At 74.0% G+C, this 18,184-nt stretch carries 24 protein-coding genes and 1 pseudogene; 6 read left to right on the top strand and 19 right to left on the bottom strand.

Annotated features, from left to right (window positions below; all coding sequences use genetic code 11):
* Positions 1-49 precede the first annotated feature (49 nt).
* The 10 genes from BGP03_RS05225 to BGP03_RS05180 form a co-directional block, all read right to left on the bottom strand.
* Positions 50-538, bottom strand: a complete 489-nt coding sequence (locus tag BGP03_RS05225; protein WP_298800826.1) for a universal stress protein — start codon at positions 536-538, stop codon at positions 50-52.
* Positions 539-540: 2 nt separating this feature from the next.
* On the bottom strand, positions 541-2,160 hold the full coding sequence (locus BGP03_RS05220; protein WP_298800827.1) for an NAD(P)-binding protein: 1,620 nt from the start codon (positions 2,158-2,160) through the stop codon (positions 541-543).
* Positions 2,160-3,155, bottom strand: coding sequence for a thiamine pyrophosphate-dependent enzyme (locus tag BGP03_RS05215; RefSeq protein ID WP_296366681.1), 996 nt, complete (start codon positions 3,153-3,155; stop codon positions 2,160-2,162). The genes BGP03_RS05220 and BGP03_RS05215 overlap by 1 nt, the downstream gene beginning before the upstream one ends.
* Positions 3,156-3,157: 2 nt before the next feature.
* Positions 3,158-4,348 carry a hypothetical protein gene (locus tag BGP03_RS05210; RefSeq protein WP_298800828.1) on the bottom strand — a complete coding sequence of 397 codons (1,191 nt, stop codon included), beginning with the start codon at positions 4,346-4,348 and terminating at the stop codon, positions 3,158-3,160.
* Positions 4,342-4,914, bottom strand: coding sequence for a 2-oxoacid:acceptor oxidoreductase family protein (locus BGP03_RS05205; protein WP_296366685.1), 573 nt, complete (start codon positions 4,912-4,914; stop codon positions 4,342-4,344). The genes BGP03_RS05210 and BGP03_RS05205 overlap by 7 nt, the downstream gene beginning before the upstream one ends.
* Positions 4,915-5,024: 110 nt before the next feature.
* Positions 5,025-5,651, bottom strand: a complete 627-nt coding sequence (locus tag BGP03_RS05200) for a hypothetical protein (RefSeq protein ID WP_298800829.1) — start codon at positions 5,649-5,651, stop codon at positions 5,025-5,027.
* Entirely contained in the window at positions 5,639-6,211 is a 573-nt protein-coding gene (locus tag BGP03_RS05195; protein WP_296366687.1) for a DoxX family membrane protein, read from the bottom strand. The genes BGP03_RS05200 and BGP03_RS05195 overlap by 13 nt, the downstream gene beginning before the upstream one ends.
* 336 nt (positions 6,212-6,547) lie before the next feature.
* Complete coding sequence (locus BGP03_RS05190; RefSeq protein WP_298800830.1) at positions 6,548-7,168, bottom strand: hypothetical protein; 621 nt, start codon at positions 7,166-7,168, stop codon at positions 6,548-6,550.
* 66 nt (positions 7,169-7,234) lie between these two features.
* Entirely contained in the window at positions 7,235-8,029 is a 795-nt protein-coding gene (locus tag BGP03_RS05185; protein ID WP_298800831.1) for a universal stress protein, read from the bottom strand.
* Positions 8,026-8,460 carry a CBS domain-containing protein gene (locus BGP03_RS05180; protein ID WP_296366691.1) on the bottom strand — a complete coding sequence of 145 codons (435 nt, stop codon included), beginning with the start codon at positions 8,458-8,460 and terminating at the stop codon, positions 8,026-8,028. The genes BGP03_RS05185 and BGP03_RS05180 overlap by 4 nt, the downstream gene beginning before the upstream one ends.
* 621 nt (positions 8,461-9,081) lie before the next feature.
* Here BGP03_RS05180 and BGP03_RS05175 point away from each other — a divergent pair.
* On the top strand, positions 9,082-9,984 hold the full coding sequence (locus BGP03_RS05175; protein WP_296366693.1) for a fructose-bisphosphate aldolase: 903 nt from the start codon (positions 9,082-9,084) through the stop codon (positions 9,982-9,984).
* A gap of 116 nt (positions 9,985-10,100) precedes the next feature.
* Positions 10,101-10,664: a universal stress protein gene (locus BGP03_RS05170; protein WP_298800832.1), complete on the top strand. Its 564-nt coding sequence runs from the start codon at positions 10,101-10,103 to the stop codon at positions 10,662-10,664.
* 17 nt (positions 10,665-10,681) lie between these two features.
* Here BGP03_RS05170 and BGP03_RS05165 read toward each other — a convergent pair whose 3' ends face one another.
* The gene (locus BGP03_RS05165; protein ID WP_296366695.1) at positions 10,682-11,155 is read right to left on the bottom strand and encodes an Hsp20/alpha crystallin family protein; all 474 of its coding nucleotides are present in this window, start codon (positions 11,153-11,155) and stop codon (positions 10,682-10,684) included.
* Positions 11,156-11,320: 165 nt separating this feature from the next.
* Between BGP03_RS05165 and BGP03_RS05160 the strand changes: the two genes are divergently transcribed.
* Entirely contained in the window at positions 11,321-12,322 is a 1,002-nt protein-coding gene (locus BGP03_RS05160) for a lysylphosphatidylglycerol synthase domain-containing protein (protein ID WP_298800834.1), read from the top strand.
* A 92-nt stretch (positions 12,323-12,414) separates the two neighbouring features.
* Positions 12,415-12,600, top strand: a complete 186-nt coding sequence (locus BGP03_RS05155) for a DUF1918 domain-containing protein (protein WP_296366697.1) — start codon at positions 12,415-12,417, stop codon at positions 12,598-12,600.
* A 25-nt stretch (positions 12,601-12,625) separates the two neighbouring features.
* Here the strand turns inward: BGP03_RS05155 and BGP03_RS05150 are convergent, their stop codons facing one another.
* From BGP03_RS05150 to BGP03_RS05135, 4 genes are all read right to left on the bottom strand, one after another.
* On the bottom strand, positions 12,626-13,039 hold the full coding sequence (locus BGP03_RS05150) for a CBS domain-containing protein (protein ID WP_298800835.1): 414 nt from the start codon (positions 13,037-13,039) through the stop codon (positions 12,626-12,628).
* Between the two features lie 41 nt (positions 13,040-13,080).
* Complete coding sequence (locus BGP03_RS05145) at positions 13,081-13,434, bottom strand: VOC family protein (RefSeq protein ID WP_298800836.1); 354 nt, start codon at positions 13,432-13,434, stop codon at positions 13,081-13,083.
* Between the two features lie 132 nt (positions 13,435-13,566).
* Complete coding sequence (locus BGP03_RS05140; protein ID WP_298800837.1) at positions 13,567-14,037, bottom strand: hypothetical protein; 471 nt, start codon at positions 14,035-14,037, stop codon at positions 13,567-13,569.
* A 278-nt stretch (positions 14,038-14,315) separates the two neighbouring features.
* Positions 14,316-14,483, bottom strand: coding sequence for a hypothetical protein (locus BGP03_RS05135; protein WP_296366703.1), 168 nt, complete (start codon positions 14,481-14,483; stop codon positions 14,316-14,318).
* Between the two features lie 174 nt (positions 14,484-14,657).
* Between BGP03_RS05135 and BGP03_RS05130 the strand changes: the two genes are divergently transcribed.
* Together BGP03_RS05130 and BGP03_RS05125 are read left to right on the top strand one after the other, a co-directional pair.
* Positions 14,658-15,020, top strand: coding sequence for a DUF4342 domain-containing protein (locus BGP03_RS05130; RefSeq protein ID WP_296366705.1), 363 nt, complete (start codon positions 14,658-14,660; stop codon positions 15,018-15,020).
* A 216-nt stretch (positions 15,021-15,236) separates the two neighbouring features.
* A complete protein-coding gene (locus tag BGP03_RS05125) occupies positions 15,237-15,410 on the top strand; it encodes a hypothetical protein (protein ID WP_296366710.1) in 174 nt (57 codons plus the stop codon).
* A gap of 201 nt (positions 15,411-15,611) precedes the next feature.
* Here the strand turns inward: BGP03_RS05125 and BGP03_RS05120 are convergent, their stop codons facing one another.
* From BGP03_RS05120 to BGP03_RS05105, 4 genes and pseudogenes are all read right to left on the bottom strand, one after another.
* Entirely contained in the window at positions 15,612-15,767 is a 156-nt protein-coding gene (locus BGP03_RS05120) for a hypothetical protein (protein ID WP_296366707.1), read from the bottom strand.
* A 47-nt stretch (positions 15,768-15,814) separates the two neighbouring features.
* Positions 15,815-16,252 (bottom strand): hypothetical protein, encoded by a 438-nt coding sequence (locus BGP03_RS05115; protein ID WP_298800838.1) that lies wholly within the window; start codon positions 16,250-16,252, stop codon positions 15,815-15,817.
* A gap of 223 nt (positions 16,253-16,475) precedes the next feature.
* Positions 16,476-17,180 carry a gamma carbonic anhydrase family protein gene (locus BGP03_RS05110; protein ID WP_296366708.1) on the bottom strand — a complete coding sequence of 235 codons (705 nt, stop codon included), beginning with the start codon at positions 17,178-17,180 and terminating at the stop codon, positions 16,476-16,478.
* A 306-nt stretch (positions 17,181-17,486) separates the two neighbouring features.
* Positions 17,487-18,184, bottom strand: a pseudogene (locus tag BGP03_RS05105) (hypothetical protein); the annotation flags it as partial.

The raw sequence follows: 18,184 nt of genomic DNA, 5'->3' as shown, positions 1-18,184 counted from the left end.
CCCGACCGTCCCGGCCAGGACCGACACGACCGGCTTTTTCAGGAGCGTCCTAGCCACGGCCCGCGCCGGGCACGACGAGGACGGGGCGGCCGCCGGTCGCGATGAGCCCGTGCGACACCGAGCGGCGCAGGAGCCGGTCGAGCACGGAGCCGACGCCCTCACCCCGCGTCCCGACGACGATCATGAGCGCGTCCTCCTCCCCGGCGACGGTCTCCAGCAGGGTGACGGGGTCGCCGTGCCAGGCGTGGTGGCTCCAGGCCACGTCCCGGCCGGCGAGGGCGGCGCGGACCCGGCCGTGCTCGGCGGCCAGCGCGCGCCGGCCCTGCTGCTCCCAGTCGGCGGCGTCGGGGTCCGCGGGGTAGTCGGCGAGGTCGATGGCGTGCACGACGTGCAGGTGGGCGTGCAACCGCGCCGCGAGGTCGGTCGCGACCTCCAGCGCCCGCTCGCCGGCGGGATCACCGGAGTGCCCGAGCACGATGGCGGCCGAACCGGAGGCGCCGGAGGTCATCCGGATCCGCCGGTCACCCTCCCCGGGCATGCTCAGCTCTCCTCGGGTTCCAGGGTGATGGCGCCCGCCGGGCACTCCGCCACGCAGATGCCGCAGCCCTTGCAGTAGTCGTAGTCGATCGTGAACCGCAGGCCCGGTCCGAGCTTGGTGATGGCGTTGTCCGGGCACATCCCGTAGCAGTTGTCGCACTCGAAGCAGGTGCCGCAGGACAGGCAGCGGCGCGCCTCGAACAGCGCCGTGTCCGCGTCGAGCCCGCCCTCGATCTCGTCGAAGGTGCTGACGCGGCGCGCGAGGTCCAGCCGCGGCCGCACGCTCGCGGGCGCGTCGCTGTAGTAGACGGTGTTGAGCAGGTCGAACGTCGCGGGCGGCGGCAGCGGCGGGGTCTTCAGGGGTACCCCGCGCAGGTAGGCGTCGATGCGGGCGGCGGCCTGCGCACCGTTCCCGATCGCGGTGGTCACGGTGCGTTCGCCCGCCACCGCGTCGCCGCCGGCGAAGACGCCGGGCCGCGCGGTGGCGAAGTCCGGGCCGGTGCGCACCAGCCCGGCCTCGTCGAGCATCCCCGGCACCCCGGTCAACGCCGAGGAGTCGACGTCCTGGCCCAGCGCCAGCACGAGCGTGTCGGCGGCGAGGTCCTCGAACTCCCCCGTGGGCTGCGGGAACCCGCGTTCGTCGAGCTCCATCCGCTCGACGGTGATCGTCTCCGCGTCCGCGTGCGCGACGGTCGAGAGCCAGCGCACCGTCACCCCCTCCTCGACGGCCTGGGCGAGCTCGGCGTCGTGGGCGGGCATCCGGTCGTGGGTGCGCCGGTAGACCACCAGGGGATCGGTGGCGCCGAGACGCCGGGCGCTGCGGGCGGCGTCGAGCGCGGTGTCGCCGCCGCCGTAGACCACGACGCGGCGGCCGAGCGCGGGCGGCTGCCCGGCGGCGACGTCGTGCAGCAGGGCGACGGCGTCGAGGATCCGGGCGCCGTCGCCGGCCGGGATGGCGGTGCGGTGTCCGAGCTGCGCCCCGACCGCGAGGTACACGGCGTCGAACTCCCGGGCCGCGGCCTCGACGTCGTCGACGGTGGTCCCCGTCTCCAGGGTCACGCCGAGCGCGAGGATCCGGGTGATCTCGGCGTCGATGACGTCGCGGGGCAGGCGGTAGGCCGGGATGCCGTAGCGCATCATGCCACCGGGTTGCGGCTGCGCGTCGCGGACCGTGACGGCGTGCCCGAGCCGGGCGAGGTGGTGGGCCGCCGACAGCCCGGACGGGCCGGCGCCGACGACGAGCACCCGCCGGCCGGTCGCGGTCGCGACGGGGTCCGGGGTCCAGCCGGCCCGCACGGCCTCGTCGCCGAGGAAGCGCTCGACGGAGTGGATGCCGACCTCGGTGTCGAGCTCGCCGCGGTTGCAGGCGCTCTCGCACGGGTGGTAGCAGACCCGTCCGGTGACGGCGGGGAACGGGTTGGCCCTCATGATCGTGCGCCACGCGGCCTCGTACCCGCCGTCCTCGGCGTCGTAGAGCCAGCGCTGGATCTGCTCCCCCGCCGGGCAGGCGGCGCTGCAGGGCGGGGTCCGGTCGAGGTAGACGGGCCGCTCGGTGCGCCAGGTGCCCGTGTGGTTGGCCAGGCTCGACCCGACGTCCAGCGTGATCGCGAACGGCTCGTCCATCAGTGCTCCTCCATCAGGCCGTAGCGGCGGACGTTGCGGTCGGCGAGGGTCTGGATGCCCGCCACCAGGTCGGGGCGGCCCGGGTCGCCGAACAGGTGCGCGTAGCGGCCCTGCGGCTCCAGGTACTCCCGCACCGGACGCCGCTCGCGCAGCATCGACACGGCCGTGACCTCGCCGAACTCCGCCTCGAAGACCGGGAACAGCGCGGTGTCGCGGGCGAGGCGGGCCAGCCGGATGGTGTCGCGCGACGCGCTTCCCCAGCCGAGCGGGCACGGCACGAGCACGTGCAGGTAGCGGGGGCCGTGGATGCCCATCGCGCGCGTCACCTTGGCCTCCAGGTCGCGCAGGTCGGCCACGGTCGCCGTGGCGACGTAGGGGATCTCGTGGGCCATCGCCAGCCGCGGCAGGTCCTTGCCCTGTCCGAAGGGGGCACCCGGCGCCGGCCCGACGGCCGGGGTGGTCGTGGTGGCGGCGGCGGGCGGGGTCGCCCCCGAGCGCTGCACGCCGGTGTTCATGTAGGCCTCGTTGTCGTAGCAGACGAACAGCACGTCGTCGCCGCGCTCGAACATGCCCGACAGCGCGCCGAACCCGATGTCGACGGTGCCGCCGTCCCCGGCCTGGGCCACCACGCGGACGTCGTCGCGACCCTGCGCGTGCAGGGCCGCGGCCACGCCGGTGGCCACGGCGGGCGCGTTGCCGAACAGCGAGTGCAGCCACGGCAGGCGCCAGGCCGTCTCGGGGTAGGGCGTGGAGAAGACCTCCAGGCAGCCGGTCGCGTTGACCACGACGACCTGGCCGCCGGTGGCCCGCATCGCGGCGTCGAGCACGTAGCGCGCGCCCAGCGCCTCGCCGCAGCCCTGGCAGGCGCGGTGGCCCGACGTCAGGGAGTTGAACCGGTGCTCGTCGGCCTGCACGGAGCGGTCGGCCGGATCGAGCAGCCGGTTGCCGACGACGTGGGTGCCGGTCTGGAAGAACCGGATCGGTTGTGCGGCCACGGTCACCGCCTCCCCGCCGCGCGGGCGAGCTCGCGGTCGACCCGGGCGTCGTCGAGGTCGAGGAAGCTCAGCGGCTCCAGCTCGTCGCGCTCGGCGCGCAGGAGCATCTCCCCCAGCGACCGGCGCGTGATCGCCCGGCCACCCAGTCCCGCGACGACGGTGTACACCGGCACCGCCACTCCGGTCAGGGCCGCGCGGACGTCGGCGGCGAGGATGCCGCCGGTTCCGGGGGCCAGCGCCCGGTCGATCACCACCACCCGCGTCGCGGTGCGCAGCGCGGCGCGGACCTGAGCGAACGGGAACGGCCGGTAGGAGGTGATGCCGAGGACGCCGACCCGGTCGCCCCCGCGGCGCAGCTCGTCGACGGTGTCCTCGATCGTGCCGAGCACCGAGCCCAGCGCCACGACGACGGTGGTGGCGTCGTCGCAGCGGTAGGGGTGCAGCAGCCCGCCGGAGTCGCGCCCGAACGTCTCCGCGAACTCCTCCGCCACGCGCGGGATCAGCTCCAACGCCCGCAGGTGGGCGGTGTGGGCGAGGTAGCGGACCTCGGTGAAGGCGTCGGGCCCGACCATCGCGCCGATCGACACCGGGTCGTCGGGGTCGAGCACCTGGCGGGGCCGGAAGTCGGGCAGGAACGCCGCCACCCGCTCCCGGTCGGGCACGTCGACCGCCTCGAAGGAGTGGGTGAGCACGAAGCCGTCGAGGCAGACCATCACCGGCAGCGAGAGCTCCTCGGCCAGCCGGAACGCCTGCACGTGCAGGTCCGCGGCCTCCTGGACGGTCTCGGCGTAGAGCTGGATCCAGCCGGCGTCGCGCTGGCTCATGGCGTCGCTGTGGTCGTTCCAGATGTTGATCGGGGCACCGATGGCGCGGTTGGCCACCGTCATGACGATCGGCAGCCCCAGCCCGGCGGCGTTGTGCACCGCCTCGGCCATGAACAGCAGGCCCTGGCTCGCGGTGGCGGTGTAGGCGCGCGACCCCGTGGCCGACGCGCCGATCGTCACCGACATCGCGGCGAACTCCGACTCGACGTTCACGAACCGGCACGTCCCGAGCGCGCCGTCGCGGACCAGAGTGGCGAGCTGCTCGACGATGTGGGTCTGTGGCGAGATCGGGTACGCCGAGATCACCCCGGGCCGGCAGGCCGCCACCGCCTCCGCGACCGCGCGGGATCCCTCGATCTGCCTCAGCATGCGGCCCGGCTCCTCGTCTCGACGTCGAACGCGGCCTTCGCGGCGGCGGCGTTGCCCGCCGCGACCGCCCCGGTGAACTGCTCGTGCACGGCGGCGGAGATGCTCGGGAGCGAGACCTGGCCGGTGAGGGCGGCGAAGGCCCCCAGCAGCGCGACACCGGGCATCGGGCGGCCGAGGTGCTCGACGGCGATCCGCGACGCCGGCACGATCGCGACGTGTCCCGGCAGGAGGCGGTCGACGACGCTGGTGATGCCGAGCTCCGCGGCGGTGCGCGTGGAGTTGACCAGCAGGAACCCGTCCGGTCGCAGCCCGGCGAACACGTCGACCTGGTGCAGCAGGGTCGCGTCCTGCACGATCAGCGCGTCGGGCGCCATCACCGGTTCGCGCAGCCGGATCGGGCCGTCGGCCAGCCGGCAGAAGGCCACCACCGGCGCGCCCGTGCGTTCGGAGCCGAAGCTCGGGAACGCCTGGGCCCGCCGGCCGTCCCGGAACCCGGCCATCGACAGCAGCGCCGCGGTGGTGACCACACCCTGGCCACCGCGGCCGTGCACCCGCACCTCGAACATGGACCGACGCTAGGTCGCCCGGAGCCGGCACCGACAGGGCCGAGCGACGCGCCGCGAGGGTCCGGTGGGCCCTGTCTCCTGGGCCGGAACCGGGTCGGGCGCCGCGGTGATCAGCACGACGGCGGCGACGATCGCGCCCGCGTCGCCAGCGGCGAGAGCCGTCCCGTGCGGCGCGCCCACAGGTCCAGCCCGACCAGGGCGAGCGCATGGACCACGATCGGCATGCTCACCACCGCGGCCACGACGCCGCGCGCGGCCAGGGTGCCCCCGACGGTGTCCTCGCCGAGGGCCCCGACGAACGTGATCACGAGGACGACGGCCGGCAGTCCCCACGTGGCGGGGACACCGCTGAACATCCCGAAGTCGGCCGATCGGGGCAGGGGCCGGCCGCCCGCCCACGCCGCTACGACGGCGACGCCGAGGTACGCCACCGGGCTGACCGCGACGAGCCACCACCGCCACCCCACACGCCACCGCACCACCCGGCGCAGCAGGTCGACGACGCCGCGGCGACCGGCCGTCGCGGCGATGACCACGACCGCGGCCACGGCCGGCCCGAGCAGCGCCGGGACGTGGGTGGGCCATCCCCGGCCCGCCTCCACGACCTGGTGGCCCAGCGCCAGGGGCACCACCCACGCCCAGCTCAGTGCGTACGCCAGCAGCACGAAGGCGACCAGCGCACGCGCCCCGACCGCGCGTGCGGTCGGGGCGCCCGGGCCAGTGGTCAGAGCATCCACCGGTGCCGGTTGACGAACGGGATGTGCGCCCAGGCCCGGCCGAGGCCCCACGTGGTGCCGGCGAAGGTGGCGGCGATCACCACGAGGGCGATCGCGTACATCACGTGGTAGTCCAGGAACGGGTTCGACGAGCCGCTGGCGGCACCCGTCGCGGTCAGCGTGGCGGGCGGGAACTCGGCGAGCCACATCATGGCCATCATCGCGACGCCGGCGACCGCCGACACCCGCAGGGCGACCCCCGCCAGCACGGCGAGGCCGACACCGAGCAGGCCCACCATGAACAGCCAGTCGGCCCAGGCCGCACCGGCGATGGAGTGGAAGAAGCCCTGCAGCGGCCCGACGTCGACCGAGGACAGGAATCCCTTCGTGGGCGACCCGCCGTTGATCCAGGCGCGCGGGGCGGGGGTGGCGAACCCGAACCCGAACGTCTTGTCGAGGAAGGCCCAGAGGAACACGAAACCCGTGGCGATCCGCAACGTCGCGAGGCTTCGCATCGCGGCGGCCGTCGAGAGCGGGGTGCTCCTGGCGGTGGTCTGGCTGGTGGTCTGGTCGACGCTCATCTCATCGCTCTCCTCGGACGGATTGACTTACCTGCGCACCGTCCCGCTCCGGGGCGGCCGGCACCCGTGCGCAACAGCCCGCTTCCGGCGGGCCGATGGTCCCGGGTTCGGCACCGCGTCAACCGAGCAGGAAGACCGGGTGGTCTGCGGGGTCGGGCGGGCCCCTCCGCGATGCAGGCGTCGCAGTCGTCCTCCATGACGAAGTACCGCTGCAGCGGCGCGCAGTAGACGAGGCGGCCCACCGGCAGCTCGCGCGGGTCGGTGGCGAGCGTCGTCGGGTCCGCGTACGTACCCGTCCCGCCCGCGGTGGGGTGCCGGCCGTTGGGGTGGGCGATCTCATTGCTGCCGGGCGGGGTGTTGTCCAAGCCGGCGTAGAAGGTCACGATCGTCGTGACCACCGCTGACGCCGTGGGCGGGGCACCGGGCGGGGAGACGGGAGCGGACACGGGCGGGGGTCCGGCGACCGGCGGGGCCGCGGCGCCGGAACAGGCGGCCGTCCCCGACAGGAGGACGGCCGCCCAGCGCGGTCCGCCAGGTCGAGGTCACGTCGGCCCCCCCCGGACACGGTGACCGGGGCGTCGGCCGCCCTCGGTGCGGCACCGAACGCGCCGATCCGGGGATCTTCTGCCAGCCCAGCCGTGCCCCCGACACCGCCGAGGCGACGGACTGGATGAGCACCGCGTACATGAGCTGGCGGTAGATCACCTGCTGCAGCGGCAGCAGCACGAGAGCCCGCAGCGGCTCCCCCTCCGGGCGGAACGCGACGATCCCGGCGGCCAGCTGGAGGCTCAGCACCCCGCCCCAGATCGCCGCCGTCGTGACCGGGTCGAGGAACATCAGCCCGTAGGCCAGGTGCACGTCGACCATCGGTGCGAGCAGCGGCAGGAGGATCTGGAACACCGCGGTGGGCAGCAGCGCGGCCCGCCCGACGTGCCCGGAGCGCTCGCGCTCGACCATCGCCCCCGTGTGGGCCCGGAGATTCGAACGGACCCTCGGGCAGGGGCCACCGGTCCCCTTCGGTGGTCACCTCAGCAGGTCGGCCATCCGGACGCCGTGCTCGGGCAGCAGGGACGCCCGGACGGGCCCGTCCTCGCCGGGGACGACCGCGACCGGGCACCGGGCCAGCCCGGCCACGAGGCGCGTCGGAGAGGGCAGCAGCCGGTCCAGCAGGACGCCGCGCGCGGAGCGGCCCATCACCAGCAGCCGGGCGTCGGTGGCGAGGCGGGTGAGGTGGGCCTCGCACCGCTCGTCCGCGACGTCGGTGCGCACCGTGACGTCGGGGAAGGCGGCGACGGCCAGGCCCAGTCGGTCGTCGAGCCCGTCCAGCGGGTCCGACCGGCCGTGGCGCACGTGCACCGCGAGCAGATCCGACCCGCTCCGCTCGGCCTCGGCGAAGGCGAAGGCGACCGCGGTGTCGGAGGTGGAGGGACCCACGGCCAGCAGTACGGGGCCGGTGTCCCGGCCGGCCCATCCGGCCGGGACGACCACGAGAGGACACGTCACCGACCTCAGCAGCCCCGGCACGGCCGGGGAACCGCCGGGCACGACGAGCACCGCCGCGTCGGCCGCCGCGATACGCGCAGCGCGGTCGTCACCCTCGTCGCTGAGCACCGGCGTGACGACGATCCGTGGCGCCGCCCGCCGGGAGCGGGTCAGGGCCGCCCGCAGCCACGTGCGCCGCTGGGCGGGTGAGCCCGTGGCCGGCACCACGATCCGCAGCGGGGCCCGGCGCCGGCTCGCCGCACGGGCGGCCCAGCGCACGGCGGGCACACACGGATCGGGCGGGGCCAGCACCACGGTGACGACGTCGACGGTCACGAGATGTCCGCCCGTCGCGCGCGCACCTCCGCACCGGTCAGCTCGCCCCGCGCGACGCAGCGCAGCACGTCACGCCGGCTCACGATGCCGACGAGGACACCGTCGTCCACGATCGGGACCGAGCGGACGTCGCTGTCGAGCATGAGCGACACCACGTCCGCCACGTCGTCCTCGGGCCGCATGAGCAGCGGGACCGGCGTCATCACCGTGGCCACCACCGGTTCGACGCCCTCGCCGGAGGTCCAGCCCTCGGGCAGCACCCGGCCCCGGATCAGGTCAGCCTCGGTGGCGATGCCGAGCACGTGCCGCTCCTGGTCGACCACCGGGGCGGCGGTGAACCCGTGCGCCACGAGCAGTGCCGCCGCGGCCGGGACCGGTGTGGCGGGATGCAGGATGATCACCGGGCTGGTCATGATGTCGGCGGCCTTCATCGGGCTGCTCCTCTCCGGGCGTGCCCGGCACGGACGCCGGGCCCGTCGCCAGCGTCACGCTGCAGGACCGGACGGACCAGGGTCCAACGGCCCGGCCGGCTGCACCGTTCAGTCGGCACCGCACGCGTCCAGGCACCTCGGTTCCCCCACCGTGGTGGCGAGTCCGCGGAACCTGTCCCGCAGCGAGGTCAGCAGGTCCGGTCGCAGCCGTGCCACCGCGTCGGCACCGTCGTCGTGGGACGTGTCCTCGCACAGACAGGGGTGCAGGACCGCGTCGTACCCCCAGCAGCTGTCACAGACCACGCTGGCCTCCCGAGCAGATGGACACCGGCCGGGCACCCCCGCCACCACGTCGGGGCGGCCCGGCCGTGCGTCGTGCGGCTCCCGCCGGACGTGTCGAGGCTGCCGCACCACACCCGTCCGCTGACGCGGTCGCAAGACCCCCACCCGCAGGTCGAAGGACAGTTGGGCCCACCCACATCGGCGCGGTCGGAGCTCCGCAGAGCCCCATGGCCCTCCCGAGACCGGTCGGACGTACCTGGCCCCCGGTCGGTGCCGCGGCCAGGCTCGACAGCCCGACCGTCCGGCAGAAGCCGGGACGGCCCGACGGAAGGACCCGCCATGGTCACCCGACCCGGCCTCGACAGCATCGGCCTCGGCGCCGGCAAGAAGGCCCGGCTGCACCGCATCCTCCACGAGCACGGGCTGCGCAACGGCACCGCGCTCTTCCTGCCCTACGACCAGGGGCTCGAGCACGGGCCCCGCGACTTCACCGCCAACCCGGTGGCGGGCGATCCCCGCTACATCATCCGACTGGCGGTGGACGGCGGGTTCAACGGCATCGTCGTGCAGATCGGGCTGGCCGAGAAGTTCGCCGGTGAGTTCGCCGGCGAGGTGCCACTCGTGCTGAAGCTCAACGGCAAGACCGAGATCCCGTCCGACGCCGAGGCGCTCTCCCCCCTGCACGCGAGCGTCGAGGACGCGGTCCGCCTCGGCGCCGACGCTGTCGGCTACACCCTCTATGTCGGCTCCCCCGCCCAGGCCGCCGACTTCGCGCAGTACCGGCAGGTCCGCGCGGACGCCCAGCGGCTCGGGATGCCGCTGATCGTGTGGGCCTACCCACGCGGCGCGGCCGTCGTGGCCAAGGGCGGGACCGACTCCTTCTACGCCGTGGACTACGCGGCCCGGGTCGCGAGCGAGCTCGGCGCCGACGTTGTCAAGGTCAACTTCCCGCACCCGGAGAAGCGCACGGGCGTCCCCGCCGCCTACGACGTGGACGTCACCAGCCAGGACGCGATCGACCGCGTGGTCCGGTCGGCCAACCACACACTGCTGCTGGTGTCCGGCGGCAGCCGCGCCGGCGACGACGCGATGCTGGAGAAGGCCCGGGAGTCGATGGACGCCGGCGCCACGGGTCTCATCTGGGGCCGCAACGTGTGGCAGCGCGGGCGTGACGAGTCGCTGCGCTTCGTCGAGCGCATCCGGGAGATCCTCGCGAAGTACCCCACGGGGCCGGGATCCTGAGGACCTTCGGCCCCGCACCGGGGCCCTCCGCCCGTGCCGGTCCGCCCGCCGCCGGGCCGACGCTGGGCCCCGGTGATCCGGATGCCGGATCCGGACGGCACGACGAGGCGGGCGACATGACGGTGAATGACGGAACCGGGCACGACGGAACCGGGCCGGGCGGGCGGACCGGCGGACGGATCGTCGTCGGGGTCGACGACTCGGCGGGCGCCCGCGCCGCCGTGGCCTTCGGCCTGCGCGAGGCGGCCCGGCGCGGCGCGCGGGTCGAGGCCGTCGTCTCGTTCCTGATCCCGCCCTACTGGCCCGGCCCGTACGGACTGCCCGCGGCGGTGCCGCCCACGCCGCTCGACGACATCCGGGCGATGGCGTGCGACGTCGCGACCCGCGTCGTCGACGAGGTGCGCGCCGGCCTCGCCGGCGAGCTCGCGCCGGTGCCCGAGGTGGCGGTCCGCGCGATCGGGGGCCATCCGGCCGTGGTGCTGGTGGACCTCGCCGACGGCGCCGACATGCTCGTCGTCGGCAGCCGCGGCCACGGTGCGGCCGTGGGCATGCTCATCGGCTCGGTGAGCCTGCACTGTGTCCTGCACGCCCGCTGCCCGGTCACGATCGTGCACCCGCACGGCGAGCCGGCCGACCTCCGCGAGGCCGCGGCCCGCGCCGCCTCCCCCGTGGAGCACTGAGGGCGGCGGCGTCGACGTCAGGCCTTGATCGCGATCTTCGTGGGCTCGGACCTCTCCGGCTGGGCGGGGATCGGGACCCTGACCTCGAGAATGCCGTCCTTGTAGCTGGCCGAGATGTCCTTCTCCAGTACCCCCTCCGGCAGCGGCAGCGTGCGGGTCATGCTGCCGTAGCGCATCTCGTGACGGGTGTAGCCCTTGTCCTCGGACTTCTCGTCGACGCGGCGCTCGGCCTTGATCCGCAGCACCCCCTCGGCCACCGTCAGCTCCACGTCCTTCGCCGGGTCGATACCCGGCATCTCGGCCCGGATCACCTCGGTGTCACCGTCCCGGAACTCGTCCACCCGGATCAGGTCCTCACCGGGCCAGTCCCAGCCCAGGCCGAACGGCCGCCGCATCGGCAGCGACCGCAACCACTCCTCGAACACGCCGTCCATCATCGGGAAACGACGGGCGACATCGGCACCGCGATCGCGGCGGCTCAACGTACTCATCAGTCATGTCCTCCTCGTCACTGCATCAACCAACGGACACCCCCGAGACTCCCCTCCACCACCGCCCGGGCACCCGGGCCGAAGGTCCCCAGAAGCGCCGCCCTCGGTCTCCTCCCGGTGGCGGTCGGAGGGGTGGACCGTCGGCTCGACCCACGAGGAGGACACATGCCGAGGTCCCCGCACCGCGCCGGTCGGATCGCCCTCACCGCTCTGGTGACGCTCGCCGCGGCGGGGCTGGCCGTGCAGCAGGTGGGTCCGGACACGGCCGGGGCGCTGCAGCTGCTCCGGGGTTCGGGCGTGGACGCCGTCCGCACCGTGGCGGCGGCGGTGCTCAGCGCCGCGTCACTGCTGGTGTACGGCGAGCTGCACCGCAGGCTGCTCGTCGTCGCGGGTGCGGACCTGCCGGGCCGGACGGTGCAGGCGGTCACCGTCGCGGGCAACGCCGTGTCACTGACCGTGCCGACCGTCGGGACCGCCGCCGGGCCGGCGTACGCGGTGCGCGCGCTATGCCGGCGCGGGGTGCCGACGGCGGCGGCGGTGTGGTCGGTCGGGGCCGCCGCCGTGGTCACGTCGGTCGTGCTGGTCGTCCTGGCGCCCCTCGGGATCGCCGCGGGCGGCCTGCTGCCCGTCGCGGCCGGGATCGGGGCTTCGACGCTGCTGGCCGTTCTGGCGGTCGGGGTGGCCGCGCTGCTGCGGCCGCGGGGCGGCCCGCACCCGGTCGGCCCGACGCGGACGGGGACGCTCGGGGGCCGCGCACGTGACCTGGTCGCACGCAGCTCCGTCTGGGCCGCCGCCCACCGTCCCTCCCCCCGCACGACGGCCGTCCTGCTGGTGCTGGCCGCCCTGACCTGGGTGCTGGACCTCGCGTGCCTCGCGGCGTGCGTCGGCGCCACGCGAGCCCCGTTCACCGCCGGTGCGGTCGCGGTGGGCTACCTGGCCGTGCAGGCGAGCATCGCCATCCGGCTGACCCCGGGAGGAGCCGGGCTGGCCGAGGCGGGCCTGCTCGCGGCCCTGGTCACGGCCGGTACGCCGGCCGGGGCGGCCGCCGTCGCGGTGGCCCTCTACCGCGGGGTCTCCTGGCTGGTGCCTGCCGCTGTGGGGTGGGTCGTGGTCCTGCTGCTCACCGCGCGCGGTGTCCCCGGCGCGGACAGCGGAACCCGGCGGTGACGACACGCCGGCACCGCCGGGGCCGAACGACCCTGGCGATCTCGGTGGATCCGGCGCGACGCTGGCCGTCCGACGTGAGCAGAGGAGACGACATGGACGCGCGGCAGGGAGACCGGATCGCCATCGAGACCGCCCACGTGGACTCGGGGCGCAGGACCGGGGAGGTGCTCGACGTGCTCGGCGACGGCGCGGCCCGTCGCTACCGGGTCCGGTGGCAGGACGGACACGAGTCGATCTACTTCCCCGGCCCCGATGCACGGCTGGTGACGGACGGCTGACGCCGTCGTCGGCGCGGGCGCGGGCTCAACCCTCGGCCATGCCGAGCAGGACCGCGAACACGTCCCGCTGGGACACCAGCCCCACGATGTCGTCGTCGCGGCGCACCGGCAGGTGCCGGACACCGGCCTCGTACATCCGCCGCCCCGCGGCCATGATCGTGTCGCTGGCGTCGACGGTGACGAGGTCGGTGGTCATCGCGTCGCCGGCCTGGCCGGACGCGAGGTCGCCACCGGAGACGATCACGGTGACGATGTCGCGTTCGGAGAGCAGACCCGTCGGTCCGCCGGGCGACCGCACCAGGACGGCCCCGATGTCGCCCGCGACGAGTTCCTCGGCCACGGACATCAGCGAGTCCTCCGGATCGACGGCCGCGGGATCACCGACCATGATCGAACGCACGGGATCGGTGGGTGTGAGACGGCCGGCTGTGGTGGTCATTGCTGCTCCTCGGTGTGACGTCGTCGCTGGGCACGCACCTCCTACGCCTCCCTGAACAGCCCGATCGGGTTGCCGTCCGGGTCGGAGAACATCGCCATCTCACCCACCTCACCGACCGGTGTCGGGCCCATGATGCGGTGCCCGCCGAGTTCCTCGGCGCGGGCGAGCGACTTCTCCACGTCGTCCACTCCGACGTAGACGGTCACCCACGGCGGCACACCGGGCGGGGTCTGCATGATCCCCCCGCCGATGCCGACGTCGGAACCTGTGGCCACCACGCCGTAGCCGTGGCTGTCGGTCTGCACCGACCACCCGAAGAGGCTGCTGTAGAAGCTGCGCGAACGTTCGGCGACCGCGCCGCCGATCTCGAAGTGCACGACCGGGTTGCCCATCATGTGACCTCCTGAGACGGGTTCACGGCGCGCCACGGCGCGCCGCCCTCACCGGAGAGGATGCTCGCGGGCCCGGTCTGCCGGCAGGGGCCGCTCGACCTCATTCCGGACCCCCGAAGGGCCCCTCCGGTGCCGTCACGGACGTCCGCCACCGGGCCCGCCACCGTCGTCTCCGTCGACGATCGCCGCGGCCAGCCGTAGCGCCGAGCGGAACGGCTCCTCGTCCAGGGAACCGCCGGCGTCGATCGCGGCGGACATCTGTTGCGCCAGCGCGTCGAGGAGTGCGGCCAGCGGAACGGCGATCGCCGGGCGGAGCGCCGCAACCGGGTGCGAGGGGTGTGGAGCGACCGCCTCGCCGACGAGATCGACGCCCCGGTCGACGACGATCGACGCCGGATCGGGGGGAGCAGTGGGCCGACCGGGGAACGCGGCCAGGTCCTTCATGCTCGTCGGGCGGTCGAGCCGCTCGGCGGCGCCAGCTTCCGGGTCCGGATCGGACCACCGCCACGGCCCCCGGGCCGCACCCCGCGCGGTCCTCCGGAGCACCTCGGCTGCGCGGTGCAGGTGCGCGTCGGCACGTCGGGGATCGGTCACGGGATCAGTCATCGGTGTTCGCTCCTGGACCGGTGCTCGGGACGGGGTGTCGGACGCGCCCGGCCGTCCTCTCGGTGCGCCGGGCGCGGGTGGAGGTCCCGAGCATGTTCGCCGGCGCGGCAGGCGGGCAGGTCCACGGGTCATCGGCGACCCGTCCGTTGGACCCGTTCGCACCACCCCGTCCGGCACTGGCCGCCCCGCCGCCGAGCGACCAGGGTCGGCGGAACACCGCCGCCACCTCCCCGTCGCGATCGTCGCCGCCGCCCTGGCCACCCAGGGCTTCGGTGTCCTCACCACCATCGACGTCGAGGCAGCCCGAGCACCCGCAGCCCGAACAGCGGGTTCGGCACCGGCAGCGCGCCCGCCCCCAGTGCGGCCCCGGCCGCCATCAGCGCACCGGTGGTGCCGAGACGACGCAGCCGGCGCAGGGCGTGCACGTCGGTCACCGGGACGGTCATCGGCCCGAGGTACCCGTCAGCACGTCGTTCCTGCACCCACGGGTTCCCGGCCGCCGGCCGGTCGCCATGGGCGGCGGGCCGATCGGCCCTGCCTCCTGCCGCACTTGGACTCCTGTCCCGATGCCCGACCGCCCACGACGATGGAATCCCGGACCAGCAGAAGGAGCCACCCGCATGAGCACCTCCGCCACTCCCGCCTCCAGCCCGAAGGGCGCCCCCCACAAGGCGACCTCCCACAGGGATGCGCCCGCCAAGGACGCCACCCCGGCGGCACCCCCGCAGGCCTCTGAGGGCACGACCGCCGCGGACACCGTGCGGCTGCGCGGCGACGCACTGGTCGCGCGGATCAGGGAACTGATCCACGAGAGCACCGTCCGGCGCATCGTCGTCAAGAACGACGAGGGCCACACGGTACTGGAGATCCCCGTGGCGGCGGGCGTCGTCGCCGCCGTCGCGGCCCCGATCGTGACGGCCGTGAGCGCGATCGCCGCCCTCGCCAACGACTGGAAGATCGAGGTCTACCGCAAGGAGCAGTAAGGACCAGCCGGGCGACACGGTCCTGGCCGGCTCCCGCCGACCCCTGGCCGGGCACGAGGGCCGGGGGTCGGCCCGTGCCGGAACGACGAGAAGAACCCGAGGTGACCACGGCGAAGATCCCGCGCTGGGCCGACGCCGACGACACACCGGGGCACGTCGAGGAGCGGTTGCGGTACGTCCGGGAACACGGCGGTTCCGCGCTCCCGCACGGGCACGCTGGTCGCCAGCTACAACGGGGGTATGGGGCTCGTCGCGGCCGCGGGCGGTGTCACCGTCACCGTGACCGGTGGCCGGATGCAACGGGCGCCGGTGTTCGAGTTCGACGACGCCCGGGCCGCCCGCGAGTTCGGCCGCTGGGTCGACACGACAACGGCGCCCACTCCCACGTGAGGGGGCCACCGTTGTCGACGTCCTCGAGCACCTTGCCGCAGGCTGCGCCTGCCCAGACGTGCCGATCACCGCGGCTACAGCACGGTGGACGCGGTCAGGCTGTAGCTGTACCTCGCAGCTGCACGAAGCCGAAAGCCCGGTCCGATGATCTCGGTGGGCTTTGACCTGCGTGGGCGATAGTGGGATCGAACCGGTGACCTCTCAGGTGTGCAACTGCAGATAGTCGCAGGTCAAGAGCCGGATCACGTCCTCTGGCGTCCGGTCGCGGCCGAGGATGAACGGACCGATTGCCACGCCGTTGGACACGCAGAGAGACATGGGATCTCGATCGAGTTTTGCTGATCGGTCGCGGATCATTCACCGGCCCACCCTCCGACCGGCCCCGGCCCCAGGGTTTGGGCCGTCTACTCGATCACACCGCTCCGTGATCCGGAGATCCGGCGACCGGTGGGGGATCCGCGCCGATGAGCCAGTGCGATATCGGCGCGGACCGCGTCGGCGTCACATCGCGCCCGAACATGATCACAGCCCAGCGACACCGCGATGGGGAACTCCGGCAACAGGTAGGCGGTCTCCGGCCAACCCCGAGGACCGGACGCGCCGTCAACCGTCCCCGCAACGGCCGCCCCGCAGGCGGGCTTGTGGATGAACGTCCCGGCCGGGGTGGTGAACACCCGCGCCAGCACACACGCCGCGGTGTCCGCGCAGCGGTACTCCACGACCAGGTGGCGGCCCAACTGCCCGGCGGCGCGCAACCGCTCGTAGAGCGCCAGGACCTGGCCGCCCGGAACCCGGGCGGCGCTGGAACCACGCAGCGCCGTCGCCAACTGTTCATCGGTCACCGTCGACCTCCTGCTCACCTCGCGTGACGGCGCCGGCCGCGTTGCCGGCGCTGGGGCGAGACGGGCACCCTAGCGCCCCTGATGCCGACGCACCCCCACCGAGCAGCCACCGGGCTCCGGCCGCAGCGGCGCGGCCCGCACGGGCCCCCACCGGCAACGCTGATCGAGGTCACGCGGCCCCCAGCACTTCTCGCCGACCGCAGCGCGGTCAACATCCTGGTTGCTACAGGAACCGGTGATCAGCAGAGATCTTGGTCGACCTCGGAGTCGTGGGCGTACCCCGCCGATCGGTGCCCGCCAACCCGCCCTCGGGGTCGGGGGCTCCGTCGGGAAGGGGATCGTGTTGGCCGGGCGGGAGTACCCGGTCGTGGTTGTGCAACGCCAGCGAGCGGGCGTAGCGGCGCGCGATGTCGGGCATCACGGTGTCGGTGTCGCCGATCCCGAACACGGTGCCCGCATAATCCAACGGACCCATCAGGGCCCGGATCCGTTCCCGGTCCCCCGGCGCGACGAGTTCGGCCGGGTCGCCACCGGCGAACCAGCCCATCGGCACCGCCGTCCCCGCGGCCACGACCGTGTTGACGTGCACGACCGCGTGGAATTCCACCTCGGCACCGACCTCCACACGAGCCCCGTTGAAGACGACCGCGCCGGTCGCGATCCGGGTGTCGCCCTCGATCAGACATCCGGTCAGCGAGGCGTGCGGCCCGACCAACACGTGATCACCGATCCGGGTCGGGTGCCGTGGCACCCCGCGAACGACCGCGTTCTCCATGATCACGCAGTGGGCACCGATCTCCACCGGGCCACCCTCAGCGGTGATCACCGCGCCGAACAGGACCCGACTGTGCGGGCCGACGGTCACGTCCCCGCACAACACCGCGGTCGGGGCGATGTAGGCCGACTCCGCCACGCGGGGACTCTTCATACGATGCCGCACGAACACCGCATCCCGGCCCACCGTGCGCGGTGTCGCTGCGTACTCCTCAGCCATGATCGCCTCCGCCCATCGCGCCATACGGTCCCCGGCGAGGGGCTCGTGGGCGTGACCACCGGCTACACCGGTGAGGCCCTCCCCCGACTCGCGGGTGCCCGCACGCTACGCCAGGCCCGGCAGCTCGGTCACGCACTCTCGACCGGCCGTGCGCCAGACGGCCGGCGTCGGGGCGCTCCGACGTCAGCACAACCAGCAGGCAACGGTGCACGCCTTCCGTGGCTGCACGGGGACGGCTGATCACCGAACGTGCGGCGCTGCGTGCTTGCCGTAGGTCGGGGTGAACACCGTGGGTGCCGGGTGGGCGGGTGCCAGAGCGACCGGACTGGTGGCGTCGTCCACCGCCCTGGCGCCGGTCAACGCGCGAACCTCCATCTCGGCGAACCGGCGGTCCGCGTCCGGCTCGGGGCGACCGAGGAAGGTGCCGAGCACACCGAGCAGGAACGACACGGGAACGGACACAAGACCCGGGTTGGCCAGTGGGAACCAGGCGAAGTCAATGTCGGGCAGCATCGCGCTCGGCGCTCCGGACACAGCGGGGGAGAAGATCACCAGTACCGATGCGGTCGTCATCCCGCCGTACATGCTCCACAGCGCACCGGCGGTGTTGAACCGACGCCAGAACAGGCTGAACAGCAGCGGCGCCATGTTCGTCGACGCGGCCACGGCGAACGCCAGCGTGACGAGCACAGCGACGTTCTGGCCGTTGGCCAGGATACCGCCGCCGGTGGCGACCACTCCGACGACGACCGCCGTGCGCCGTGCCACGCGGATCTCGGTGGCCGGCTCCGCGGTCCCCCGTGTGACGACATTCGCGTACAGATCGTGGGCGACGGACGCCGATGCGACGATGGTCAACCCGGACACCACGGCCAGGATGGTGGCGAACGCGACCGCCGCAACGATTCCCAGGAGGCGCCGCAACGATTCCCAGGAGG

The organism is Pseudonocardia sp. 73-21 (assembly GCF_001899645.1).
Taxonomy (GTDB): domain Bacteria; phylum Actinomycetota; class Actinomycetes; order Mycobacteriales; family Pseudonocardiaceae; genus Pseudonocardia.
The sequence above is the reverse complement of the archived record's forward strand: the minus strand, read 5'-3'. Positions and strand labels throughout refer to the sequence as shown.